Origin of the sequence: Hymenobacter sp. GOD-10R (genome assembly GCF_035609205.1) — a bacterium.
Lineage (GTDB): Bacteria > Bacteroidota > Bacteroidia > Cytophagales > Hymenobacteraceae > Hymenobacter.
The window spans coordinates 2,572,664-2,596,111 of the sequence record NZ_CP141184.1; the positions used below are offsets into that span (position 1 = coordinate 2,572,664).

General features: G+C 57.2%; 19 protein-coding genes. 9 read left to right on the plus strand and 10 right to left on the minus strand.

Features of this window, described 5'->3' with window-relative positions:
- Positions 1 to 337 precede the first annotated feature (337 nt).
- The 8 genes from SD425_RS10340 to SD425_RS10375 all read right to left on the minus strand — a co-directional run bounded on the left by SD425_RS10340 (position 338) and on the right by SD425_RS10375 (position 11,920).
- Positions 338 to 3,133, minus strand: a complete 2,796-nt coding sequence (locus SD425_RS10340) for a substrate-binding domain-containing protein (protein WP_324678160.1) — start codon at positions 3,131 to 3,133, stop codon at positions 338 to 340.
- Between the two features lie 181 nt (positions 3,134 to 3,314).
- Positions 3,315 to 3,539: a hypothetical protein gene (locus tag SD425_RS10345; protein ID WP_324678163.1), complete on the minus strand. Its 225-nt coding sequence runs from the start codon at positions 3,537 to 3,539 to the stop codon at positions 3,315 to 3,317.
- 972 nt (positions 3,540 to 4,511) lie between these two features.
- Entirely contained in the window at positions 4,512 to 5,186 is a 675-nt protein-coding gene (locus SD425_RS10350; RefSeq protein ID WP_324678164.1) for a carboxypeptidase-like regulatory domain-containing protein, read from the minus strand.
- 784 nt (positions 5,187 to 5,970) lie between these two features.
- A complete protein-coding gene (locus SD425_RS10355) occupies positions 5,971 to 7,140 on the minus strand; it encodes a serine hydrolase domain-containing protein (protein ID WP_324678166.1) in 1,170 nt (389 codons plus the stop codon).
- A gap of 6 nt (positions 7,141 to 7,146) precedes the next feature.
- Positions 7,147 to 7,755, minus strand: coding sequence for a hypothetical protein (locus SD425_RS10360; protein ID WP_324678168.1), 609 nt, complete (start codon positions 7,753 to 7,755; stop codon positions 7,147 to 7,149).
- 163 nt (positions 7,756 to 7,918) lie between these two features.
- The gene (locus SD425_RS10365; RefSeq protein WP_324678170.1) at positions 7,919 to 8,344 is read right to left on the minus strand and encodes an NUDIX domain-containing protein; all 426 of its coding nucleotides are present in this window, start codon (positions 8,342 to 8,344) and stop codon (positions 7,919 to 7,921) included.
- 57 nt (positions 8,345 to 8,401) lie between these two features.
- Positions 8,402 to 10,432, minus strand: a complete 2,031-nt coding sequence (locus SD425_RS10370; protein WP_324678172.1) for a PKD domain-containing protein — start codon at positions 10,430 to 10,432, stop codon at positions 8,402 to 8,404.
- A 90-nt stretch (positions 10,433 to 10,522) separates the two neighbouring features.
- The gene (locus tag SD425_RS10375) at positions 10,523 to 11,920 is read right to left on the minus strand and encodes a T9SS type A sorting domain-containing protein (RefSeq protein ID WP_324678174.1); all 1,398 of its coding nucleotides are present in this window, start codon (positions 11,918 to 11,920) and stop codon (positions 10,523 to 10,525) included.
- Positions 11,921 to 12,848: 928 nt separating this feature from the next.
- Between SD425_RS10375 and nudK the strand changes: the two genes are divergently transcribed.
- The 5 genes from nudK (at position 12,849) to SD425_RS10400 (ending at position 18,369) form a co-directional block, all read left to right on the plus strand.
- The gene (nudK, locus tag SD425_RS10380) at positions 12,849 to 13,433 is read left to right on the plus strand and encodes a GDP-mannose pyrophosphatase NudK (protein WP_324678176.1); all 585 of its coding nucleotides are present in this window, start codon (positions 12,849 to 12,851) and stop codon (positions 13,431 to 13,433) included.
- Positions 13,434 to 14,122: 689 nt separating this feature from the next.
- Entirely contained in the window at positions 14,123 to 15,103 is a 981-nt protein-coding gene (locus SD425_RS10385) for an aspartate carbamoyltransferase catalytic subunit (RefSeq protein WP_324678178.1), read from the plus strand.
- Positions 15,104 to 15,178: 75 nt separating this feature from the next.
- Positions 15,179 to 16,459 carry a dihydroorotase gene (locus tag SD425_RS10390; RefSeq protein ID WP_324678180.1) on the plus strand — a complete coding sequence of 427 codons (1,281 nt, stop codon included), beginning with the start codon at positions 15,179 to 15,181 and terminating at the stop codon, positions 16,457 to 16,459.
- A 135-nt stretch (positions 16,460 to 16,594) separates the two neighbouring features.
- Entirely contained in the window at positions 16,595 to 17,122 is a 528-nt protein-coding gene (purE, locus tag SD425_RS10395; RefSeq protein ID WP_324678182.1) for a 5-(carboxyamino)imidazole ribonucleotide mutase, read from the plus strand.
- A complete protein-coding gene (locus SD425_RS10400; protein ID WP_324678184.1) occupies positions 17,119 to 18,369 on the plus strand; it encodes a 5-(carboxyamino)imidazole ribonucleotide synthase in 1,251 nt (416 codons plus the stop codon). Before purE ends, SD425_RS10400 begins: the two co-directional genes overlap by 4 nt.
- Before the next feature lie 315 nt (positions 18,370 to 18,684).
- Here SD425_RS10400 and SD425_RS10405 read toward each other — a convergent pair whose 3' ends face one another.
- Positions 18,685 to 19,683 (minus strand): SDR family NAD(P)-dependent oxidoreductase, encoded by a 999-nt coding sequence (locus SD425_RS10405; protein ID WP_324678186.1) that lies wholly within the window; start codon positions 19,681 to 19,683, stop codon positions 18,685 to 18,687.
- A gap of 42 nt (positions 19,684 to 19,725) precedes the next feature.
- Positions 19,726 to 20,481, minus strand: a complete 756-nt coding sequence (locus tag SD425_RS10410; RefSeq protein ID WP_324678188.1) for a glucose 1-dehydrogenase — start codon at positions 20,479 to 20,481, stop codon at positions 19,726 to 19,728.
- 425 nt (positions 20,482 to 20,906) lie between these two features.
- On the opposite strand from SD425_RS10410, the gene SD425_RS10415 reads away from it, so the two are divergent.
- The 4 genes from SD425_RS10415 (at position 20,907) to SD425_RS10430 (ending at position 23,397) form a co-directional block, all read left to right on the plus strand.
- Positions 20,907 to 21,062 carry a hypothetical protein gene (locus SD425_RS10415; RefSeq protein WP_324678190.1) on the plus strand — a complete coding sequence of 52 codons (156 nt, stop codon included), beginning with the start codon at positions 20,907 to 20,909 and terminating at the stop codon, positions 21,060 to 21,062.
- On the plus strand, positions 21,047 to 21,484 hold the full coding sequence (locus SD425_RS10420) for a Crp/Fnr family transcriptional regulator (protein ID WP_324678191.1): 438 nt from the start codon (positions 21,047 to 21,049) through the stop codon (positions 21,482 to 21,484). The genes SD425_RS10415 and SD425_RS10420 overlap by 16 nt, the downstream gene beginning before the upstream one ends.
- A 197-nt stretch (positions 21,485 to 21,681) precedes the next feature.
- A complete protein-coding gene (locus SD425_RS10425; RefSeq protein ID WP_324678193.1) occupies positions 21,682 to 22,596 on the plus strand; it encodes a helix-turn-helix transcriptional regulator in 915 nt (304 codons plus the stop codon).
- A gap of 21 nt (positions 22,597 to 22,617) precedes the next feature.
- Positions 22,618 to 23,397, plus strand: coding sequence for an SDR family oxidoreductase (locus SD425_RS10430; protein ID WP_324678195.1), 780 nt, complete (start codon positions 22,618 to 22,620; stop codon positions 23,395 to 23,397).
- Positions 23,398 to 23,448 lie beyond the last annotated feature (51 nt).

Sequence of the window (23,448 nt, forward strand, 5' to 3'; positions counted from 1 at the left end):
CCCCCCTCCGGGAGTGGCGCTAGTGACGGGCCGCCCCGCGAGCAGGGGTAGGAACACCTAGGTGCGGCGGGTGTTACAGGCTAGCCCCTAGGTGCCGCCAATCTGCTCTTGGGCAGGCAATGGCCGCTTCAGCTGCGCCGCTGCAAGGCGCCTTGGGGCCAGCCTGAACAGTGCAAAAGTCTGCGCAGCTAAGCGGCTGCTTTGTCTGATTTTAGACAAAACGTGTTCATTGCACGGTTTTTTTATTTTGTATTGACAATCAAATATTTGCGAACAAAAAAAACCAAGCCTGCATAAGGCTCGGTTTCAATTTTTAAACACCGCTGTTACAATAGTTTTAGTGGGGCGCGTGCTGCGCCCGGTACTCGGAGGGCGAGACTTGGTAGCGGGCCCGGAAGCTGCTGGAAAAGTAAGACGGCGTTGAAAAGCCTAGCTCGTAGGCCACGTCGGTGATGGTGCGTGACTCGTCGCGCAATAGCTCGCCGGCCTTGGTCAAGCGCAGTCCTTGAATGAACTCCGTGACGCCCATGCCTAATACCGCTTTCACTTTGCGGTAGAGCTGCATGCGCGTTAGGTTCAGGTGACGGGCCACGTCCTCCACGCTCAGGTTGGTGTCGCTCAGGTGCGCCTCTACGGTGGCCGTGAGGTTGGCCACGAACTGCTGGTCGGGTGTAAGCGCGGCTTCGTCCAGGCGGAACTCGCGACGGAAATGCGCCCGCTGGCGGGCGCGGTTGGCCAGTAGGGTACGCACGCTTTCGAGTAGCAGCGCGGGGTTGAAGGGCTTGGTCAGGTAAAGGTCGGCGCCGGCTTGCACGCCTTCCACCTGCTGCTCGGCCGCCCCGCGGGCCGTGAGTAGCACCACCGGAATGTGCGAGGTGCGCCAGTCGGCCCGCAGCTTCGTTACGACTTCCAAGCCGCTGAGGCCCGGCATCATCACATCGCACACGATGAGGTCTGGCACCAAGTCGGTAGCCAAGCGGAAGCCCGTGTGGCCATCGGTAGCGCTTTGCACCTGAAAATCGGTGTTCAGCTTGCGCATCAAGAAGCCATTAACTTCCGGGTTGTCTTCAATCACGAGCACCAACGTTTCGCTGTCGGCGTTGGCCGTTACCTCTGCTTCGGGCACTAAGTCGTGCAGCATGCCTTCCGGCTCCTCGAGCCAGCCCGCCGCCGGCTCCTCGCCAGTGTCCGTGGCCAGCAGCTCGGCCGGCAACTCGCGTGGTAGCGTCACGGTGAATGTACTACCCCGTCCCGGCAAACTACTGAAGGTGAGTTCGCCCTGGTGCAGGCGCACCAGCCCACTAGCCAGCGCCAGGCCAATGCCGGAGCCTTTGGTTTCGGTTCCTAGCCCACTTTGGTCGCCTTGGTAAAACCACTCGAAAATGTGCGCCCGGTCCTGCTCCGAAATGCCGCGCCCGGTATCGGCGATGCTAACCTGCACGAACCGTCCCTCGTCGGCAGGTTGCAGGCTGATGGTAATCGTGCCCCGGTCGGGCGTAAACTTCACCGCGTTGGAAAGCAAGTTGAAGAACACCTTGTCGAGCAGATTAGAGTCGAAGGACGCCAGCAACTCGGACTCGGGGCTTAACAGTCGCAACTCGATGCCGCGCAACTGGGCCGGCTTCTCGAACACTTCCACAATCTCGCGCACGAAGGCCACCAAATCGCCCTGGGTGGCTCGCACGGCCATCTTGCCCACTTCAATTTTCCGAAAATCCAGGAGCTGATTGACCAGTTGCAGCAGCCGGCGGGTGTTGCGGCGCATCAACGTCAAATCCTGCCGTTGGTCTTTGGTCAGCGTGGAGCCGCTGGTGAGCAGCTCTTCTACTGGCCCCATCAGCAAGGTGAGCGGCGTGCGCAACTCGTGCGAGAGGTTAGTGAAAAACCGCAGCTTTGCTTCCATATCGGCGCGCGCTTGCTGAGCCAGCGCCTCCAACTGGTTGCGCTGCACCATGATTTCCTCGTTCTGGCTGGCTAGTTCGCGGTTGATGCGGTCGTTCTCCTCGTTGCGGCTGGTTAGCTCCTTATTGATTTTATCGTTTTCCGCATTTTGCAGGGCTAGCTGCCGGTTTATCAGCCGGTTCTTGCGGGCCGAATTCCATGCCAAGGCCCCTAACGCAAGCGCCACCACCAACGAAGCCAGCAACCCGAACACGGCCCGGTGCTGCGCGGTATAGGCATCCTGCAGCTGCTGCAGGATACCTTGCTGCCGCTCGATATCGCGCTGCTGTCTGGTCATCTTATCCGTCTGCTGCCGTATCGTAGCCGCGTTGGTTGAGTCGACGACTAGCGTAGCCAGGATGTTTTCCCGCTTGAAGGGCTGCTTGGTCAGAATCTTAAACGCTAGCCGGATGGCGTCTTCGCCCGCGGTCGGGTAAAGCAGCGAAGCCGTAAGCTCGCCCCGCTGTATCAGTACCGGGTCTAGCCCGTCTACGCCGATGATGCGCACTTGCCGTGTGCGACCCATTTGCTGCAGCACGGCGGCGGCCCCTCGGCCCATAGCGTCATTGTGCGCAAAAATGAGCGACACCTCGGGATGCGCTTTCAGGGCCGCCGTGAGGGGCGGTTGCACTCCTGTTCGGCTCCAGTTGCCATTCACTTTGGCTACCAGATGCAGGTTGGGAAACTCGGCCAAGCCTTGGCTGAAGCCTAGGTGCCGGTTTTTGGTTGCCGGCGACTCGGCAGTGCCTAGAATCTCCAGTAAGCTCCCACGCTCTTTGAGCAAACGAGCAGCGTAGCGGGCGGCGGTTTTGCCAGCCTCCAGGTTATCACCCCCCACAAAAGCGGTGTACTGGGCCGAAGCAATCCGCCGGTCGAGTAGCACCACCGGGATGCCCCGCTGGTAGGCCTCCGCTACAACCGGGGTCAGGGCCCCCGCTTCCTGCGGCGAAACAATCAGTAGGTCAATGCCCTCGCGCAACAACTCTCTAATTTGCTTCTGCTGCAACTGGCTGTTACTCTGTGCATCCGTCACCTGCAACTGCAGCTCGGGATGGAAGCTCAACTCTCGTTCCATGCCCGCTGTTACGGCTTGCCGCCAAGTGCCGGCTGTGCTGCACTGCGAGAACCCAATGCGGTACGTACGGGGTTTCGCTGGCCCATCACAGGCCCCTAGTAGTAGGAGCGGTGCCAAGCACCATATCAACCGGTGTAGAATATTTTCAGTCAAGCTCTTGCATTACCCTCCTAAGCCTGAAACGATGACACTGTGTATCAAAGATATGCAATGCAAAGCAGAGAAATATACGCTCGCCTGCTACCCTGCAGCAGGGCCAGCAGGATAGCAGGCGAGCGAGCACCTTGGTGCGGTCAGCCTAGGCCGTAGCGAGTAGCCAGTCGAGCGCTTGCTGCTCCTGTGCGAAGTTCTGGAAGACCATGGGGAAGCGTTGTTCGGCCTGCTGGTGCAGCGTGTACATCGTGAGGCGACGCTCCACTTCCTGTGCGGGCAACACGGCCACATACGACGGCCCATACTGCGTGGCGCGGGGCAACCATTCCAGCAGCAACCACAAGGTATCTTCTTCACTCAAGGGGGACATGCCGCGCTGATCCAAGAGTACTTTATGAGCGTATCCCTCGGCTAGGTACGACAACAAGCACTCTAACCCGGCGCGTAAGGCGAAGCGGCTACTGCAAGCCGGTAAACACACCAGCTGCAAATACCCACCGGAACGTATAGTCAGCCGAACAGCCGAATTTTCAAAGCAGACAACCGAAGAAACAGGGGAGACGAGGTGCACGGAGGCAAGTGTTGCTGATTATCAACCACTTTACAAGAACGTTGCCAGTCACACGCAAGTGTTAACCTACTCCTGCTTAAACCGCTGCTTGCTCGTTCAAGGTAGTTCTGCCATTACTGAACTGAGACCCGCCTTTGCTTCTCCGCTGCCACTAGTCGCACGATTTTCCTTCCCTTACCCTAGTGCACGCTTTGGCGCGCCTCTAATTAAGAGTTAAAGGCGTTCACAATAGTCTGGTATCAATGCCCGAAGTCCAATTCTACAACTGCCACTAGGGAAGGTAGTGTAACTGGGTCCCTCTTGCACGCGAAGAGTTGTTGCCCCAGACTCCCTGCCTTTTTCGTAACAAATAGCAGGGCTGCGCAGACCATATGCTATGCGCAGACTTCTAGCCAGCTCTACTGGTTGAGAATAGCAGTGAATAGGTCCTACCAATGGCCTCAGCGTCTTGTGTCAACGTCGCAGGGGCGCCTCGCTAAGCCAACGCAGAATAGCTGCGTTACTATTTTTCTGGGAAGACTGTACCTCACGGAAAAAATAGTAACTCTAGGTTGCCGAGCACTTAGTACTCTTACTGCACTCCAGCAACAGCGTGTGTCTTTGGCTGGAAGCTAGGTCAGTCGTTCTTATACGAAGAAATAAAGCCACAGCGGCGCTACGTACATCCCTACGTAGCGCCGCTGTGGCTTTATTTCCTTGCTGTATTTCGTTGGTTCTCGCTAGCTCCCGCTCTGGAGCTGAACGGAGCCCTAAATAGCCGCGGAGTTATTCTTAGAAGAAGAACCAGCGGTGTTTCTTCGCGCCTGGACGCGGGGCTAGGGTCATGTTGCCCACGGTGGTGCCTTTCACTTGCACTTCCTGCTCGGTGTAACCTCCGTAGCCGTATTGCAACGTTACTGGCTGATTCGCGGGTACGCGCAGCAGGTATTCCCCTTTGGCATCGGTGCTCACCCCGTAGAAGCTGCCCTTTTGCAGCACCGTCGCGCCCACTAGCGGCTTGCCGTTCTCGTCCAAGATGCGCCCCCGTACCGTGGCCACGCGCAGTAGGTTCGCGGAGGCTTCCGTTTCAGCAGGAGACAGGGCTGAAGAAGCCATCGGCAAAGTTGCTTCGGTGGTGGTAGGGCGGCTCGAGCCGGCAAACACGGCACTACCGACCAGTGCGGCTCCCACAATCATCGTCGCGGCGCGCTGGCGGAAGCGCTGGGGCTCGGTGCGAATTAGGTCGAATTGACGCTGCACCCAGCCGACGGCTTTCACCTGGTGCCCCTGACCTTTGAGCTCGTGGAAGCGGCGTAGTGTCGCATCGGCTTGTTGACGGTTGGCATTGATGTACGCGTCGACGAGTTCGGTGTTTTGGCTGGAGAGGTCACCACGCAAGTACGCGTCGCGGTAAGCGGGAAGAAGTTGACCAGTTGTTGCGTGGAAGGGAGAAGTCTTGAGTTTCATATTGGGAAAAGTGCAAAAAGAGCGTGCGAGAAAAAGCGGGAGTATTAATAGGGAAGTGGCAAGAATAAAGTATCGTTGCCTTTATTGTGATTCAAAGATACTAGAAGGCCATTTAACGCTTAGTTTAGCTTCGATCAACGCCTGTCAATTCTAGGTGAGTAGGAGTAGAAACGAGATGAGAGTGGGAAAAAGAGCCTATATGAATTCCTAAAAGTAGACACTGGTTCTCCTCTTGGGAATTAAATGTACGCACATGGTTTATAATCGGATTTAGTATAAAGCAAATAATCTTACTTATTATATGTATTGGTTATCACAACATCATTGCTTGGTGTGCTATACGCAGTGACCCTTGGGGAGCAGTGGTAATTATGATATCTACTCAGTTTGTCGTTACCGCATCTCTGCTGCCACGTTTTGGGTTGTATTTGGCTCCTCACATCTTGGGAACCTGATTAGGAACCGGCGGCTCTCGCTGGTTCCTGGCGTAGTGGAAAGTAGCAGACAAGCCACAAGGCACAGCAGATGTATTGCCGAAATGGAAACGGCTGTAGAAAGCGACCGTTCGCACTTGTTACGGCCTTGATGCTCCTACTAGGTCTAACCTTACGGAACTGCTTGGTAGAATGTAGCCAAGCAGTACTCGCACAAGTGCCTTGCCTTTGTCAACAAATCGACGAAGTAGGAGCAATGAGAGGATCTAAACAAAACTAATTGTGCGCCACTACAGTCAGTCTGTCGGGGCGTAGTGCTCTGCAGACTATAGCGGCGCTTAATGCGAAGCTTATTTTATTAACTCGTCTAACACTGCCTCGCGCAGTTCGCCGGTTTTGCTCACCAGCTTGCCTTCGGTGAGAGTGCCCATGTTCACGCCGAGAAAGAAGTACAGCTGCTTATCAGGCAGGTAGTAGAGGGCGCAGCCGGCTCCAAGGCCTGCGCCGCCGTGCCCGTAGGCTACGTGGCCTTGGTGCTCAATGTGGTACAGCCCCATGCCGTACTTGGGCTTACCGGTTTCGGGGTCCTTCACCCAACTCATCATCAGCTGGCGAGTGGCGGGCTTAAGAAGGCGGTCTTCCATTAGGGCCCGCAGAAAGGCGACATAATCCAGGGGTGAGGCCACAAGGCCGTCGTCGCCATACAGTGACTCTACGTTGATCTGTTGCATCTGCGACACGTTTTCTACCTGGCCGTTGCCGTAGCGCTCAAAGTAGCTGTTCACTACGTCGGGCTGGCGAAGGTAGCTAGGGGTGTTGTGGTAAAAGGTACTTTGCAGGGCTAACGGAGCAAGGATGCGTTCCTGAATCAGGCGGGCATGGTCGCCGTGAATCGCATCGGTAATAAGGGCGACGAGCAGGTAGTTCGTATTAGAATAGTTGAACTTGCTGCCGGGCTCAAACTCCAGCTTGGTGCCGGTCAGGTAGTCGAGGTAGTCGGCGCTGCTGAAGCGGTGCCGCGGGTGTTGTAGCAGGTAGGCTATGTAGTCGGCATTGCTGGCGTAGTCGGATAAGCCAGAGGTGTGGTTGAGCAGCATGCGCACAGTTATCTTTTCCGGATCGGGCAGTTTGCGACTCAGATTGGCCGGCAGGTACTCCGTAATGGGTGCGTCGAGTTGCACCTTACCTTCCTCGTAGAGCATAAGCAGGGCCACGGCGGCGTAGGTTTTGGCCACGCTTTGCCCATACTGCAAGTGGCAGACCTGCATGGGCGTGCGAGTTTCGATTTGGGCAAAGCCGGCAGCATCGGCCCAGTAGCCCTCCGTGGGGCTGTACACGGCTACCGCGCAACCCGGCAAACCAGCGGCTGCGTAGCGTTGTAGCACCTGCCGAAGTGCGGTTGCCTTGGAAAAGCTAGGGTTGATGATAGCCGGGGCGGCGCAAGTCGTGGCCGGGGCAGTAAAATCGACGGGCGTACAGGCGCCCAAGGCCAACAGCAGGCCCAGACACAAGGTTTTCATAACGGATCAGTGGTGAAAGAGGTGGGCCCGGACGCCAACTTGCAGTAAGCGGTTGGGCACGATTGGGATACTGGGATTGTAGCCGTGCAGGACAAACACCTGGTAGCTGACGAAGGGCGAAATTCGGGGCGCGGCTTGCCGCCCGTTGTAGCCTATCGACAACCCCACCGGCAGCATCAGGGTGAGCTTGCCGCCGTGATTGTGCGTTTGCCAACTGTCGTCTTTCAGCTCGTAAGAACGGCTTGGCTGCATGGTGTACAGCGCCCCGACTCCGGCCCGCAGCTCGGCGTACAGCGGTCCGAGCTGCGGGCGGTACACTAGCTGCGGCGCTACGTACAGGCCATTGCCGGCGTAGCGGTTATGATAGTATCCTACCTGGGCGCTCTGCAACAGCGTGGCGCGGCGGTTGTAGCGAAACTCAGTACCTAGGCTCAACCCAGGATTGGAAAAGGACGTTGGCCAGTCGCCGAGCGGCGTGGAGAGGCTGTGAAACTGTAGGCTCACAACGACGGGCCAGTTGTGGTAAGTGGCCGCCGTATTGGGCGCTTGGGCGCGGACTCCCACGGTACTTAGCAGTAGCACCGTGGAAACCCACTGGAAAAGATTTGTTTTCATAGCATATAGGAGAAGAGTGGAGGCACGGTTTTGCGCAGCGAAAAGGCGCTTGGTGCTGCACAACCTAGGTCTCGGTGAAAAGCGCGTAGGCATGCGCTACTTGTTGAGTTGCAGCCCCCGGCTTTTACTGGGCTGCATTCTTCGGGTATTCTGGACCTAGGCCTTATCTCAACAGGCCCGCTTGGTGCAGCGCGTCAAAAATGAGCTGGGCCACGGCCGATACGTTAGCCCGATCGGCGTAGGTAAGCCACGCCATTTCTTCAATCTCGGCGGCTGGGGCCAGCTCGCCGCAGTAATCGGCTGCGTAGCAGCGCATTCGTACCAGCGTACCGGCTGGTTTGTCGTGCGCCTGGGCTTCAAATTGCCCCACCAAGCGCACCGTTTCCGGAATCAGATCGACGCTTAGCTCCTCCTTTATTTCCCGCAGTAAAGCTTCCTGATCTAGTTCGCCGGGTTCTCTTTTCCCACCCGGAATGTAGTAGGCGTCGCGGTGGCGGCTGCGGGCCGTCAGGATGGCGCCGTCCTCCAGGCGGATCCAAGCTAGTTTATCAATCATGGCGCGGCTGATGAAGTGGTCGTAAGCTACCAATCTAGGTCAGTGAAGAGCTACTCAGGGGCAGAAGCCTAGAGGAGCGCTGCGTCAGCGCTAGTTGCTGGCGTAGTAGATGTTAGACCACGTTTGCCAGCCGCCGGAATACACGCCTTTCCAGTCGCCGGCCGTCGGAGCATTGGCACTGCCGTTGCCGTTGGAGTCGCCGCCGCGGGTGTCGTCTTTGTAAGAGGTGAAGGTCACGCCCGAGCCGTTAGCATTGACCAGTTGGGCGAGGGTGCTGCGCAGGATAACCTGCATAGTGGGCAAGAACTTCAGCGTGACGTTGTTGCCTAGGCGCAAAGATTTGTCAATAGCTAGGTCAATGTTCTCGGCGTTCACATAGGCCACTTCGGTTTCCTCCCAGCTCACGATTGCCTTGCTCAGGTTGTGGTTCCATACCGCCACGATGCCCTGGTACTGATTTTTCTCGCTGGCGTTGGCCGGATTGTGGAAGGTGTTGGAATCGTCGAGGTCGAAGCTGCTGGTGATGGAAAGCGGCCGCACGTTGTCATAAAAGACGTTGTGCTGGATAACGGTACCGGCATAAGCACGCGACGCGTCGAGGGCGGCCTCGGTCACGAGGTCGTCTTGCCCGTTGTGGGCGAAGGTGCAGTGTGTCACGCTGATGACGCTGGCAAACAGATCGAGGGTGTTGCCGCCGTTGCCGCCGTAGAAGAATTGGCAATAAGCAAGTTCGGACCCGCCGGTGCTGCCCACCACCAGGTTGCGCCAATCCTTTTTGGCCGCGGTGGTGTTGGTGCCGTCGTGGTTTGTGTCGCCGCCGTGCGCGTCGTCTTTATAAGAAGTGAAGACGACGGGCTGGGCGCTGGTGCCGCGTGCGAGCAGCTTACCGCCGCTGTTGAACTGCAGCAGCGCGTTGGGCAGCAGCTTGAGCGTGACGCCGGCACCTAGGGTAAGCGCCGACTCCCAATAGGTACTTTCCAGCACGTACGGCACTTCCGTTTCGCCCCAACTCAGAGCCTGCGACGGGTTGGAAGTGTCTTCCACCCAGATGCCCTGAAAGTCATTTTTCTGCGCCGCGCTCTGCGGGTTCTGAAACGAGTTGGAGTTGTCCAGGCTGAAGAGGTTGTTGACACGCAAGGGTAGCTCGTTGTCGTAGAAGGTGTTGCCTTCGATAACGGTGTTGGCCAAAGCTTCGCCAGCGTGCAACGCACCGGGCTGGTTGTTTCCGCCACCTGCGTTGTGAGCGAAGGTGCAGTTACGAACCGTGGCGCTGCCATTGAACAAAGCGAGGGTGTAGCTCAGGGTGCCGTTGCCCCCGCCATAAAGCAACTGGCAGTATTCTAGGCGCGAGCCACTCTTGCCGTTGAGGTTGATGTGGTTCCAATCTTTGCGGGCTGGGGTGGTGGTGCTGCCATCGGTGTTGGAGTCGCCGCCGTGGCTATCGTCCTTGCTGGAGGTGAAGAAAATGGGGGCGGCAGCCGTACCCGCAGCCTCGATTCGGCCGGCCCCTTGCAATTCTAACCCACCGCCCGGCTTGAACTTCACCACCGTGCCTGGCTGCACGGTGAGTACGTTGCTGAGCCCCACGTTCCCATCCACCACGTACACATTGCACGATTCCCAGGTGGTGGCGGTCGTGATGTTGCCGCTAACCGGAATGATCTGGCGGGTGCAGCCCGAGCCTGTTCCGACCGTGATGCGCTGGCTTGTGGTGTCAGCGCCGCCTGCGCTAGTTGCTTTGAGCTTTACGCGGTACAGGCCGGCTCGGGCGTAGGCGTGCGAAAACTGAGCGTCGGTTTGACTGCCCGTGGTGTTGTCGCCAAAATCCCAGGTGTAGGTAGTAGCGTTCTGCGAGGTATTCTGAAACGTCACCGGGCAGCCATCCTGGCAAGTGCCGCCGGTGTACGTAAACGCGGCTTTGGGCTTAGTGGAAGGCTCTGGAGAAGGATCTTTATCCTCACAGGCTGTGAGTGTCAAGGCAGAAAGGCCTACCACCAACGCTGTCAAACGATAGGGAAAGAATTGCATAAAAGAGTGTAATTGAAAGGAAGGAAGAACAAGGGAATGCGTGCGCGTGCCGGGCTGGCCAGTACCTAGCTTTGGCGTAATGATGAACCCCATAGGCAAGGGCTAGCCTAGGCAGTTGGCGGAGGCCACTGCTGCGCGATAAAGGATTGGTAGATTGATGCTTTGCCTGGAAAGGCGAAAGCGTTATTGCTTCACCACCCGCTGCCGCACTACGTGCCCGTTGGCGAGCGTGAGCGTTGCCACGTACACACCGGCGGTCAGTTCACGCAGGTCGAGCGTAGGAGCAAGGGCGGTGGCGGAAGGCTCGAGGCGGCGCACTAGCCGGCCACCTAGGTCGGTGAGCGTGACGGCGCGAAGAGGTTGGTGCGTATTGTTGACAATGTGGACCAAGTCGGTCGCAGGATTGGGATACAGCTGCACTTGCGCTTGTTCCTGCTGGGGCCGATTGGCGGTAACTACGCTGGTAGCCCAGTACACAAGCGGGTCTAGATTTTGCACCATGAAGAGCTTGCCGTCGGGCAGCTCAGCAAATTGCTGGGGTTCGTGCAGGCCGTAGATGCTTACCCCTAGCCCTGCATTCAGGAGGCCCCAAGTGTGTCCGCGGTCCTGCGACACCAAGGTGCCGCCGAAGCTAGGGGTACCGGTGCGCGAACTATACCACGTGCCATTAGCGGCAAAATACAAGTGGTTCAGAGGCGGGCGAAACCACCAGTTTTGGGCGCTGGTACCTCCACGCACAGTCCAGCCGATGCTAGGATCAGCGGCTTCGGCCACGCTCTTAGTGAAGTTGCCCATCACGCCGATTGTGGCATAGCTTCCCGAGAAGCTGCATTGGAGCGAATCCTGCGGGCTCACGGCTAGTGCCGTAACTTCTAGCACGTTAACTGGATCCGTAAAATCGGGGCTGCGGAGGCACAAGGGCAAATAACGCCAAAGCTGCCCATTGTCGCCCGACACATACAGCCCCGGTTGGTGGTCCGTATTTTGATCGGCCACGGCCGCGTACACCCGGCCTTGGCGGTCGACGGTGAGTTGATTGACGTAGCGGCCGGTGCCAAACCCGGTATTGCGGACCTGCCACGTAAATCCCTTGTCAGCGGAGAAATACACGCCGCTCCCGATGCTGCCCGTTGTGGTGTAAGCGCCCGTGCCGAGGAGGAGTTGTCCCTGCGGGGTTTCCGCAAAGGTCGTGATAGGGTAGGAGGTAGTTAGGCGAACCGAATCCCAGCTAGCTCCGGCATTGAAGCTCCGATACACTTTCCCCAGGCCGCCAGCTAACAATTCCCCGCTGCGCGTAGCATAAACTACCTCCACGAAATGCGCCCGCAAAGCTAGCTGCCAAGTGCGCCCTTGGTTGTTGGTGCACATAATTCCGGTCGCCACGGCTGTGATTAAGGTGGAGTCACCCGTAGCCGCTATGCCGGTCTTCGCGCCACCTGGAAATGAATACGTTGTTTGCCACGCTGCTTGTGCCTGCACTGCAAAGCTGCCCCCAAGCAGGAGCAGCCCCATCGCCGCGCGGCACAGCAAGCCACCTAGGTTTACCAATGAAAGCGCCAAGCGCCAGGCAGAAACATTCATGAGAGAAGGAGTAGGGCAGACGAACAAGCTATGGTCAGACACTTCGCACTAGCAGTTGCCAAGGCAAGCATAAGTGCTTCATTGCTTGACTGATACTTTCACTGCGACAAAGCTAGGGTGCCGCTTTCCGGCGGGCTTTCGTCAAACGGATTTCTACTTCTCGCTCGCGGATTACTGCCTTCTCTCTGGTTTTTGGATGGCTATCTGCTGATGCCTAGCGAGATTCCACAGCATCAACCCAAGGCGCGTTTTAATCAACTCATACACTTGAAGTAGGCTAGCTGGAACACGTAACCTAGCTGCCTGCCACAAACAGATTAACTTGGGCTGCTTATGATAATAGCCGGTTTTAAGAAGAATCCGGCAGCCGCAAGTAGAACTCCGTTTGACAAAAGTCTGTCAGCAGGAGCCTTGCTAGCTTTGTCGTACGCTTGCAGCAGCTATCCTAGCGAAGCCTAAAACAAGCTGCCAGTGCTTTAATTGGCTTTAAGCTTTACCGCTACTTTTGCCTTCTGTTCCTTTGCTATGAAACTCCACGCTTTCTTCGTGGTCTGTGGCCGCTTGCTTATGGGAGCACCTTTGCACAAACGCCACCAAGCAACGAGACCGTACCTTAGGTGCTAGTGAGAAGGAACAGCCCACGCGCGACGGCCGCAGTATTCTCGTAGGTGCTTCGCAACCTGGTATTTCGGTTATAAACGCAAGCTAACCTAGGGGTGGAGGATATCTGGGTGGTAAACCTAGGTGCCTCAAGTACCAAGCAGTGGGATTGCACGCTGGAAGGCAGTAACTATGACGGGCCACCAGTATGCGGCAGACAACCGACGACGGGTACCTGCTCAGCGGATAGTCCACCTCCGGCTTCTCACTCCTTCGTGCGCGACAAGTAATTACACGACGCTTTTCTTCACTTATCTACCTTCTACTCATGTACATTCCCGAAGTCAATACCAAGGCTATTGAAGTGTTGTCCGACAACTGGTACACGCTTCGTAAGATTACCTTTGAACTCCGGCAGAAAGACGGCCGCTGGTCTACCCAAAGCCGGGAAGCCTACGACCGGGGCAATGGCGCAGCCATTCTGCTGTATAATCCCGGCAAGAAGACGGTGATTCTCACCCGGCAGTTTCGCATGCCCACCTTCGTGAACGGCAACCCCACCGGCATGCTCATCGAAGCCTGCGCAGGCCTGCTTGACCAAGACGATGCGGAGGCCTGCATTCGGCGGGAGACGGAGGAGGAAACTGGCTACCGCGTGCAGAACGTGCAGAAAGTATTCGAAGCGTATATGTCGCCGGGCTCCGTGACGGAGATGCTGTACTTCTTCGTGGCCGAGTACGGGGAGGAGTTACGTGTGCACAGCGGCGGCGGGCTAGCCGAAGAACAGGAAGATATTGAAGTACTCGAACTGCCTTTCGCGCATGCCTTGCACCTGCTCAAAACCGGCGACATTCGAGATGCCAAAACCATCCTGCTACTCCAGTACGCGCAGTTGCATGGGCTGCTAGGGTAAGCCGAAGGGCATACAGAAGATCAAAAGGCTAGAACATGACCCTGCTTGACCCTGGTAAAAGCGCAAGGAGTATTTTCAACAAGAGCCCTAACCCAAGCCGCGCATTTAACTCTAGTACCGAACTTTCAACCTAGGTCTAGGGCGCCAATCGGCTTGGAATCCTTCCGTATAGGGCCTCAAACCAAACGTTCTTTGCTTGTTTGTTCGCAATACGTCCGTTAGCCTCAACAGAAATTCTTGCTTAACATACTTAAAGGATACGTAACAATGCCGTAGCTTTGCAGCATGCTTCAACCAAAAAACTTGTTGATGAAGCGTGGGACCCTGCTTGGCTGGGAACCGCGAGTGGACCGGAAGGTCTTCGCAACCATCGGTTCTCCTGATTTTGCCTCTGGTATTTCCGTTGTTTTTTTTGAGTGTTGCCCCGCCACCGTTTCGGATTCCGAAACGGTTTTTTTATGTCCGTTGAGTTCGTCGGCTACCACCCCGCAGCCAATGCGTAGTGCATACCTCAAACGCTAAACCCAAACCCCTACCTCCCATGGACGCCAACACCCTCCCCCAGTCGTGGCTGCTGTTACCATCGCCTCGGCCCACACCGGTAGTCCATTTTTCTGTCATAGGTAGTGGCAGATAAGTATTCACATTGTCCGTTTTAGCTAGTCCACCTCATTTTCCTCCACTTCGGTATGGCACGTAAAGACCTGCTCGACATCGCCTCCCTCCACCGTGAGGAAATCGAGTTCCTGCTCGACCAATCCACGTCGTTTAAAAAATTGTTCACCCACTCGGTGAAGAAAATTCCTGCCCTTGAGGGCAAGTCCGTGCTCATGCTGTTCTACGAGGCTAGCACCCGGACGCACTCCTCCTTCGAGGTAGCGGCCAAACGCCTCTCGGCGGAGGTAACGAATTTCGATGTGGCCCACTCCTCCATCACCAAAGGCGAGTCGGTGCGCGAGACCATTGAGACGCTCCAGGCCATGCGCACCGACTACATCGTCGTGCGCCATAGCCACCCCGGCCTGCCCGGCATGATTGCCCGCCAAACCACAGCCTCGGTTATCAATGCCGGCGACGGAGCGCACGAGCACCCGACCCAGGCCCTGCTGGATGCCTTCACCATCCGGGAGAAATTTCCCGACCCTAGGGGCAAAAGAGTCCTCATCATTGGGGACATTCTCCACTCCCGCGTCGCGCGCTCTACGAGCACGCTGCTGCAAAAGCTAGGTATCGAGGTTGCTTACCTCGGCCCAGGCTCGCTGGTACCCAAATACGTCCCGGAAAGCATTCCCCGCTTCACCGACTACGAAGCGGCAATGGCTTGGGCGCCCGATGTGGTGTACCTACTTCGCGTGCAGATGGAGCGCCAGGACGTGCAGTTTTTCCCCAGCGTCCGCGAATACCACCGGGTGTACGGCATCACCACTGCCCGGCTAGCGGAAATCCGCGACAAGGGCCTCTACATCATGCACCCCGGCCCCGTGAACCGGGGAGTCGAGCTGTGCGACGCCGTGATGGACTACGAGCGCAGCTTGATTACCAACCAAGTCGAAAACGGCATCTCCATCCGCATGGCCGTGCTCGACTGGCTCACGCCGGGCGGGGAGTTTCCGAAGCAGGAAGCGTATGCCGCGCGGCAGAAAGCTAGCTCGCCGGTGATTATGCCCTAACTGCCGGACGCGGCGGCCGACTCTTTACTTTTACCTCTTCATAACCCCTTGCCGGGTCACAGCAATTACCACCCCATGCTTCTCCTTCAAAACGCCCGCATTGCCTCCGAAAATTCACCTGTGCTGCTCGAGGGCGATGTCCTGATTGTCGAAGGAAAAATTCAGGAAATCGGCAGCAACCTAGCTGTTCCCAAAGAGGCCCGCGTTATCGACGCGCGTGGCCGTGTGCTTATGCCGGGCATGTTTGATGCGCACGTCCATTTCCGCGCCCCTGGGTTTGAAAATAAGGAAACCATTACGACGGGTAGCGAAGCGGCCATCAATGGCGGCATTACCGGCGTGGTGATGATGCCGAATACTCGCCCGGCCATCGACTCGGCGGCAGTGGTAGCTACAGTGCTGGAAAATGCCAAACATCGGTCGCGCATTCCGGTATACACCTCCGGCTGCGTCACCAAGAACCGCGAGGGCAAGGAGCTAGCGGAAATCGAGGGGATGCACCGCCTCGGCGTGACCATGCTCACCGACGACGGCGACACCACCAGCGACCCGGCGGTGCTGCTGCGGGCCATGCAGTACGCCACCGAGTTTGGGATGTTTTTCGCCAGCCACTGCGAGGTGCCGGAGCTAGCCGGGCCGCGCGCCCTCAACGAGGGCGTGATGAGTTATCGGCTTGGTATCAAGGGGTCACCATCCTGCGCGGAAGAAATCATCATTGACCGCGACATCCGTTTGGCCCGGGCGGCGGGTGCGCACGTGCACATCCAGCACGTGTCCAGCAAGCTAGGTATGGAGACCATCCGCTGGTGGAAATCTCGCGGCGATGTGAAGGTGACGGCCGAAGTGGCCCCGCACCACCTGCTGTTCACCGACGAGCACATCGGCGACTATGACACGAACTACAAGATGAACCCGCCGTTGCGCACGCAAGACGATTGCGATGCACTGCTTGAAGGGCTCATCGAAGGCGTCTTCGACCTGATTGCCACCGACCACGCGCCACACACGCCGTTCGAAAAAGCCCAGGATTTCATCAGCGCGCCCAACGGCATCACCGGCTTGGATACGGCCCTGGTGTCGCTCTACCACTACTTCGTCGAGCCCCAAAAATTCGGGTGGGACCTAGTGGTGAAGCGCTATTCAGCCGAGCCTCGCCGCCTGATGGGCCTGCCAGTAGCCGCCATAGAAGTCGGCCAGCAAGCCGAGTGCGTTTTGTTCGATACCGAAGCGGAAACGACCTTCACGCGAGACTTCATGAAGTCTAAATCCCAGAACACCCCATTCATCGACCAGACGTTGAAAGGCCGGGTGGATATGGTGATTCTAGGTACCGAAATCTTGCTGGAGCGAGAGTAGCAGAGCTTACCTAGATAATAGTCGTCTGTCATGCTGCGCTGGTCGAAGCATCTCTACCGCCATAGTAATTAGTTGCTTGCGCAGTAGAGATGCTTCAACTAGCACAGCATGACGTTCATTTTCAATTTGTTTCCCATGAGTACCTTTCCCACATCCGATACCCCTAGCGCCGCCCCAAGCAAGCCCTTAATTGGCGTTGTTATGGGCTCCAGCAGCGACTGGGACACCATGCAGCATGCCGTGCAAATTCTCACGCAGTTTGGCGTGGCCCACGAAGCGCGCGTGGTATCGGCCCACCGCATGCCCGACGATTTGTTTGCCTACGCCGAACAAGCCGGTCCGCGTGGCTTGCAGGCTATCATTGCCGGCGCGGGTGGTGCCGCCCACCTGCCAGGCATGCTAGCTGCCAAAACCACAGTGCCCGTGCTAGGGGTGCCAGTAGCCAGCCGTCATTTACAAGGAGTGGATTCGCTGCACAGCATCGTGCAAATGCCCAAAGGGATACCCGTGGCCACGTTTGCTATTGGTACCGCCGGGGCTGCCAATGCGGCGCTATTCGCCGTCAGCCTGCTGGCCCTGCACGACCCGGACCTAGCCACTAAGCTACAGGCGTTTCGCGCCGCACAAACCGAGGCCGCCCGCGCCATGACCTTGCCCGTATGAGTGCCGATAACCACGTTGCAGCCCTGACCCCAATTTTTCCTGGCAGTGTGGACGCTGCGGGCCAGCGGGCCACCCTAGGTGTGCTGGGGGGCGGGCAGCTGGGTCGGATGTTTGTGCATGCCGCTCAGCGCCTGGGATACTTCACCGCCGTGCTGGAGCCCGACGCGCAAAGCCCGGCCGGACTGGTAAGTCACCACCACATCCAGACTGGCTACGACGACCCGGCCGGGCTGGCTGAACTGGCTCAGCTGTGTCAGGCCATTACCACCGAGTTTGAAAACGTGCCGGCCCAAGCCCTGCAAACGCTGGCGCAGACCCGACCCGTAGCGCCGGGCGCGGCCGTGGTGGGCATTGCCCAAAACCGCATCGAGGAAAAAGCTCACTTCACGGCCTGCGCCGACGTGTCGGGGGTGACTTGCGCGCCTTATGCGGTGATTGAAACGCCGGCCCAATTACAGGCCGTGCAGAGCGACCAAGCGGATTTACTGCCCGGTATCCTGAAAACCGCGCGCATGGGCTACGACGGTAAGGGCCAGGTTCGCGTCAGGACCGCCGATGAGCTAGCTGTTGCCTGGAAGGAGTTGGGTGGCGTGGCCTGCGTGTTGGAAAAGATGCTGCCGCTCACCGCCGAGTGTTCGGTGCTGGTGGCACGTGGCTGGGACGGGCAAGTCGTCAGCTTCGCCCCGCAGCGCAACGTGCACGTCGATGGCATTTTGGCCGTGACCCACGCCTACGAAGGAAACATGCCGCCCGCCCTAGCCGATAAAGCTCGCGAAGCGGCCATTTCTATTGCGCAGCACCTAGGATATGTCGGAGTACTATGCGTAGAGTTTTTTGTGGTAGACGACGGCAGTGAGCACGGTGGTCTGGTGGTGAATGAAATGGCCCCGCGCCCACACAATAGTGGTCATTACACCCTAGACGCCTGCGACGCGTCGCAGTTTGACCTCCAGGTTCATACTATGGCAGGCTTGCCCTTGCCGCAGCCACGCCAGCATTCCCCGGCCATCATGCTCAACCTGCTAGGTGACGTGTGGTTTGACGCCGACGATCAACCGCAGGAGCCAGACTGGTACTCCGTGCTGAGCCTGCCGGGAACGCACCTGCACCTGTACGGCAAGTCGGACGCGCGCATCGGCCGCAAGATGGGCCATCTGACCATCACCGGTCCGGATGCGGCTAGTGTCAAAACCGTGGCGCAGCGCGCCGCTGGTCTGCTCGGCTTGCCGGGGCTGGACGCCATCTAGCTAGGTACCATTGTCTGAACGTGGCCAATGGCGCATTCTAGCGTAGGCAGTTGGCCCAGCGTGAAGCCGTCGATAGGTGAGACGAAGTCCTATGAATTGTCAGACCCCTGCCAACGGCCTTTCATAGGGTGCAAGTAGCGGCCATTCTGGTCAAACAGTTCGGGCATTGCCTACTTGACGACGCTAAACAGACCACTGGATGCTACTTGCGTAGAAAAGAGACGCGAAAAAGCCCGTCGTTTAAGAGAGTGGGCCCACTCTCTTAAACGACGGGGCTTCAGAAAAGACGGTGGGGTCGTTATCCTATTCAGCAAATTACTCTACCAACTCGAAGGCAACACTGGTCAGCTCTTCGGTTAAGGGCCACAATCGTTTGGCGGCGGCAGCATCCAACGAATAGGGCTTTACTCCGGCTGACATTCCTTCTCCAAGCGCTAAGGCGGCAACATCCCCATCCTCACAGTACACGCCTCCGATGTGGTTTAGCAACGGACTTGTCGCGCACCAAATCGTAGTCGCAGCTCCTTGAGGAATGGTTTTGAGCGAAGCAATTACTTCTGGCACTACCTTGCCTTGGGCGTCATAAAAGCCAAACTGCTGCTGCATTTCCATTGGCGCTTCCCGAACCAACTCGGTGCCCCAAATATTGCCAGGGTGTACCGCATACGCCCGTACACCAGCGTTTTTCGCCCGGTTATCTAATTCCAACGAAAACAGGTTCAGTGCCGTTTTGGATTGACCATATGCAGCCAAGGTTTCGTAGTTCCGGTGTTCAAAATTGGGGTCTTCAAAATCGAACGATGCAAACTGATGCCCGAGAGAGGATACGTTGACGACTCGGGCGCCATGTGCTCTTTTCAACGCCTCCCACAAGCGGGCCGTTAGCTGAAAAGGAGCTAGGTAATTCGTAGCTAGTTGCGACTCGATGCCCCGGCTGTTTCGACGCAGGGGCACGAACATGATGCCTGCATTGTGAATGAGCAAATGCAGCGGCCGGCTCGAAGCCAAAAACGTGGCTGCAAAGGCGTCTATAGAATCTGGATTCATTAAATCCAGTTCTGCTAGTTCCACGTTGGCCACGCCCGCCAAATTCTCCCTAGCTTTCTCCAAGCTCCGGGCGGGCACCACGACGGTGGCCCCAGCGGCAGCTAATGTTTTGGTGGTCTCTAAGCCAATGCCTGTGTACCCGCCCGTGACGATGGCCACCTTGCCGGCCAGACTTATTCCCTGGATAACCTCACTAGCCGTAGAGGTCGCAGTAAATCCCGAACCTAGCGGCTTTTGCAGGACACCGTTATTATTGTTCTGTTCCATGGAGCTTGAAGCTTAGCGTCCGTATTGTTGGGTTGAACTATTTTACAAACCATAGATGCCGCCGGATACCGATATTTTCTCCCCCGTAATCCAGGCGGCATCTTCCGACGCCAGGAAGACGGCTGCTTTGGCGATATCGGCGGGCTGACCCGTCCGACCAAGGGGAGTGGTTGCCACTAAGCGGGTTTCTGCCTCGCTGCCGATAAAGCCTCCACTGCGGGACCCTTCCGTGTCCACAATGCCGGGCAGAATCGAATTGCCGCGGATGTTGCGGCCGCTGAACTCCTTCGACAACGATGTCGTGAGGGCATCCAAGGCGGCTTTGGAGGCCGAATAGATGGAGCCAGTAGGGAGAGGGTTTCTGCCAGCTTCGGAGCTGATATTGATGATGTTGCCACCGGCCGCGCCAAAGAGTTTCAACGATTCCTGAATGGCGAGTACCGTGCCCCACACGTTGATATCGAACTGCCGCCGAAAGGACTCAGCTGACACCGCTTCAATGGGAGCATAGTCATAAATGCCGGCATTGTTGACCAGGATATCCAAGGTGCCGAACGCCGCCTGGGTTTCGGCAAATAGTCGGCGCACATCGGCTTCGTTCGATACATCGGCCTGTACCGAAATAGCCGTGCCGCCAGAAGCCCTAATGGCCTGGACTACTTCATCAGCCCCGTCCTTGCTGGCGGCATAATTCACCACCACGCTAGCCCCTTCGGCGGCAAAAAAGGTGGCAATGGCCGCGCCGATGCCTTTGGAGGCCCCGGTAACTACCGCGACCTTGTTCTTGAGCTTGCTCATTCTTTCAGTTTAGTTGAGAAGGCAAACGCCACTGCCGATTTCATAGGTAGGGCCGTTTGATAAGGCAAAATTGGGGGGAGTGCCGGGGGCAAAACGAGGACATTTGTCACTAAATCTTCCGGCTCTGCAGGCCTAGCAAGGATTGCCAAAGGCCGTAGGTCGCGCGACCATACAGCATATGAGCTAGCTCAAATAGCTAGGTTGCTAGTGCACTCGCCCGCAACAGCTGCCCGTACCTGCGGGTAATCGAAGACTTTAGATATTTAGACAAGCCCCGCGGTATTCTCATCCAGCCCTGCGGCCAAAGCCCGGCCCTGATGGTTTACTAAGTCAAATGCGGAATTAGCTTATTTGCGTAGCCCTTTTTTCATCCAACGCAGCTACATGGCCCGCGTAGCCTGCTGCGTTAAACGACGTGCGAAGCCATGATTGAACGGTTCCGAAAGTACCTGACTTCCAAAGCCGCTTTTACCGACGATGAGTTGGAGCAGATAGAGGCGGGGGCGGTAGTGAAAAGCTCAAGCGCCGAGAATATTTATTGCGGCAAGGTGACGTATGCCGGGACATGGCCTTTGTCGTGAGCGGCTGCTTGCGCCTCTACCGCACCGATGAGCAAGCACAGGAACACATCATGCGCTTTGCGGTTGAGATCTGGTGGATTACCGACGCCGAAAGCTTCCGCACTGGGCTGCCGGCCAAAGGGGCTATCGATGCGCTGGAAGACACTCAGGTGCTGTTGTGGTCAAGGGAAAACTTCGAGCGGCTGAAAAAGGAAGCTCCGACCTTCAACGCCCTAGAAAATCAATTAGCCGGTCACTACTTGGATGCTCAGGTCAACCGGCTCTACACGGCCATCAGCCACAGCGCGGAAGAGCGCTACGAGGAGTTTGTAAAGGCCTTCCCCGATTTCTACCAGCGCATCCCGCTGCACATGATTGCCTCTTACCTAGGCCTCTCCCGCGAAACCCTCAGCCGCATCCGCAAGCATACCGGCTTTCATTGAAGAGCCTGGCAATTGGGCGTCATTCTTAGTCAGCCGCTGCCGAAATCACTAGCAGGTAGTGGTTTTGGTTACAACAAACGCGGTTTTGGTTAACCCAGCCGCTATTTGTTATCAGACCTTTGCATCACTCCACCACAGAGGGATAAGCAGCCGCTATGTAGCCTATCCTTATGGCTTGGAGCAACCTTGAAGGATCCATGACGAAGCCGTACACCATTCATTCTATCTCTGAGCTGCACCGGCTGCTGGAAATCGGCAAGCCTGAGCACCCCCTGGTGAGCGTCATCGACTTCGCCGAAATCACCTGCTTTTCCGATGAGAAGCTGCGGAGCGTGGTCTACAACTTTTACTGCATTGCCCTGAAGAAGAATTTCCAAGGGAAAATGCAGTATGGGCAGAACTCCTATGATTTCGACGAAGGAATAATGACCTTTTTCGCCCCCGGCCAAGTGGTGACCACCGACATCGTGGATGGCTTGCACCTGACGGGGTGGTGGCTGGTCGTGCACCCGGACTTCATCGCCAGCTCGCCCCTGGCCAAGAAGATGAAGGAGTACGACTTTTTCTCCTACGCCGTCAACGAAGCGCTGCACCTCTCGGAGAAAGAAGAAGCCGTTGTGGACTTCCTTATTCAGACGCTGCAGCAGGAGTACCGCGCCGGCATCGACTCCTTGAGCCACACCATCATTCTCTCGCACATCCAGCTGCTACTGGATTACTGCCAGCGGTTTTACAACCGGCAGTTTCTGACGCGTCAAGTGGTGCACCATACGTTGCTGGAAAAGCTAGAAACCCTGCTGACAGCTTACCTCGGCAGCGAGCAGCTAACCGAAGCTGGCCCGCCCACGGTGCAGTACCTAGCCGAGCAGCTGGCCATGTCGCCCAACTATTTGAGCAGCATGCTCAAGAGCCTAACGGGCCAGAACGCGCAGCAGCACATTCATCAGCATTTGCTGGAAAAGGCAAAAACGGTGCTAACGACCAGCGAGTTGAGCGTGAGTGAAATTGCTTTTTTGCTGGGCTTCAACCACCCACAGTCTTTCACCCGCCTGTTCAAAGCCAAAACCAGCCTCTCCCCGCTGGATTACCGCAAAGCCTTTCGCCTCAACTAAGTTTTCATAATCAACTATCTCATGTCAACCTCCCCACAGAAAGTAGCCATTGTTACGGGCGGCGCCACAGGCATTGGCCGGGCCATTGCTCAGGCCCTAGTCGCCAACGGTACTGCCGTCCTCATTGCCGGCCGCGACCAGCAGCGTGGCGAAGCCGCTGCTGCAGAACTGGGCGGCAACACCTTGTTTGTGCCTGCCGACGTCAGCCAAGAAAGCGACGTGCAGCGGTTGGTAGCCACTGCCGTGGACCGCTACGGCCGCCTAGACTACCTCATCAATAATGCGGGCGTGGAAGGTGGCATGGGTGGGTTCGAAGGTACCGAAGCCGCCCTAATTGATAGCGTACTGTCCGTTAATGTGAAAGGTGTGTTCCTCGCCATCAAGCACGCCGCGCCGGTGATGGTGCGTCAGCAAAACGGAGTAATTATTAACATCGGCTCTTTTGTCGGTACCACCAACCCCATTCCGCAGGCTGCCATCTACGGGGCTAGCAAGGCGGCCGTGCTCAGCCTCACGCGGGCCGCGGCGGCAGGCTACGCCGACCAGCACCTGCGCGTGTACGCTGTCTGCCCCTGGATGACTGACACCCCCATGGCCGACCGCCAGACCGACAGCGACGCAACTGCCAAAGCCGGCTACGCAGCGGCCATCAACCCAAGCAAGCAACTGGTTACGCCCGAAGACCTAGCCCAAGCCACAGTTGACCTTCTGGAAGGCCACACCCAGCTGCCCAATGGTGAGGCCATCCTGGTAGACCACGCCAGTGCGCTGAGCCAGATTGTGCCGATGACAGTCGCATAAACCCTGAAGCGGCTACTGGGTACTTTGTGGTAGTATCCTTGCGTTTCGTCA

Excerpts from the sequence above, each read along its gene's own strand:
- SD425_RS10345 (WP_324678163.1), bottom strand. The coding sequence starts at position 3,539 with ATGTCCCCCTTGAGTGAAGAAGATACCTTGTGGTTGCTGCTGGAATGG.
- SD425_RS10350 (WP_324678164.1), bottom strand. The coding sequence starts at position 5,186 with ATGAAACTCAAGACTTCTCCCTTCCACGCAACAACTGGTCAACTTCTT.
- SD425_RS10355 (WP_324678166.1), bottom strand. The coding sequence starts at position 7,140 with ATGAAAACCTTGTGTCTGGGCCTGCTGTTGGCCTTGGGCGCCTGTACG.
- SD425_RS10360 (WP_324678168.1), bottom strand. The coding sequence starts at position 7,755 with ATGAAAACAAATCTTTTCCAGTGGGTTTCCACGGTGCTACTGCTAAGT.
- SD425_RS10370 (WP_324678172.1), bottom strand. The coding sequence starts at position 10,432 with ATGGGGTTCATCATTACGCCAAAGCTAGGTACTGGCCAGCCCGGCACG.
- SD425_RS10375 (WP_324678174.1), bottom strand. The coding sequence starts at position 11,920 with ATGAATGTTTCTGCCTGGCGCTTGGCGCTTTCATTGGTAAACCTAGGT.
- nudK (WP_324678176.1), top strand. The coding sequence starts at position 12,849 with ATGTACATTCCCGAAGTCAATACCAAGGCTATTGAAGTGTTGTCCGAC.
- SD425_RS10385 (WP_324678178.1), top strand. The coding sequence starts at position 14,123 with ATGGCACGTAAAGACCTGCTCGACATCGCCTCCCTCCACCGTGAGGAA.
- SD425_RS10390 (WP_324678180.1), top strand. The coding sequence starts at position 15,179 with ATGCTTCTCCTTCAAAACGCCCGCATTGCCTCCGAAAATTCACCTGTG.
- purE (WP_324678182.1), top strand. The coding sequence starts at position 16,595 with ATGAGTACCTTTCCCACATCCGATACCCCTAGCGCCGCCCCAAGCAAG.
- SD425_RS10400 (WP_324678184.1), top strand. The coding sequence starts at position 17,119 with ATGAGTGCCGATAACCACGTTGCAGCCCTGACCCCAATTTTTCCTGGC.
- SD425_RS10405 (WP_324678186.1), bottom strand. The coding sequence starts at position 19,683 with ATGGAACAGAACAATAATAACGGTGTCCTGCAAAAGCCGCTAGGTTCG.
- SD425_RS10410 (WP_324678188.1), bottom strand. The coding sequence starts at position 20,481 with ATGAGCAAGCTCAAGAACAAGGTCGCGGTAGTTACCGGGGCCTCCAAA.
- SD425_RS10415 (WP_324678190.1), top strand. The coding sequence starts at position 20,907 with ATGATTGAACGGTTCCGAAAGTACCTGACTTCCAAAGCCGCTTTTACC.
- SD425_RS10420 (WP_324678191.1), top strand. The coding sequence starts at position 21,047 with ATGGCCTTTGTCGTGAGCGGCTGCTTGCGCCTCTACCGCACCGATGAG.
- SD425_RS10425 (WP_324678193.1), top strand. The coding sequence starts at position 21,682 with ATGACGAAGCCGTACACCATTCATTCTATCTCTGAGCTGCACCGGCTG.
- SD425_RS10430 (WP_324678195.1), top strand. The coding sequence starts at position 22,618 with ATGTCAACCTCCCCACAGAAAGTAGCCATTGTTACGGGCGGCGCCACA.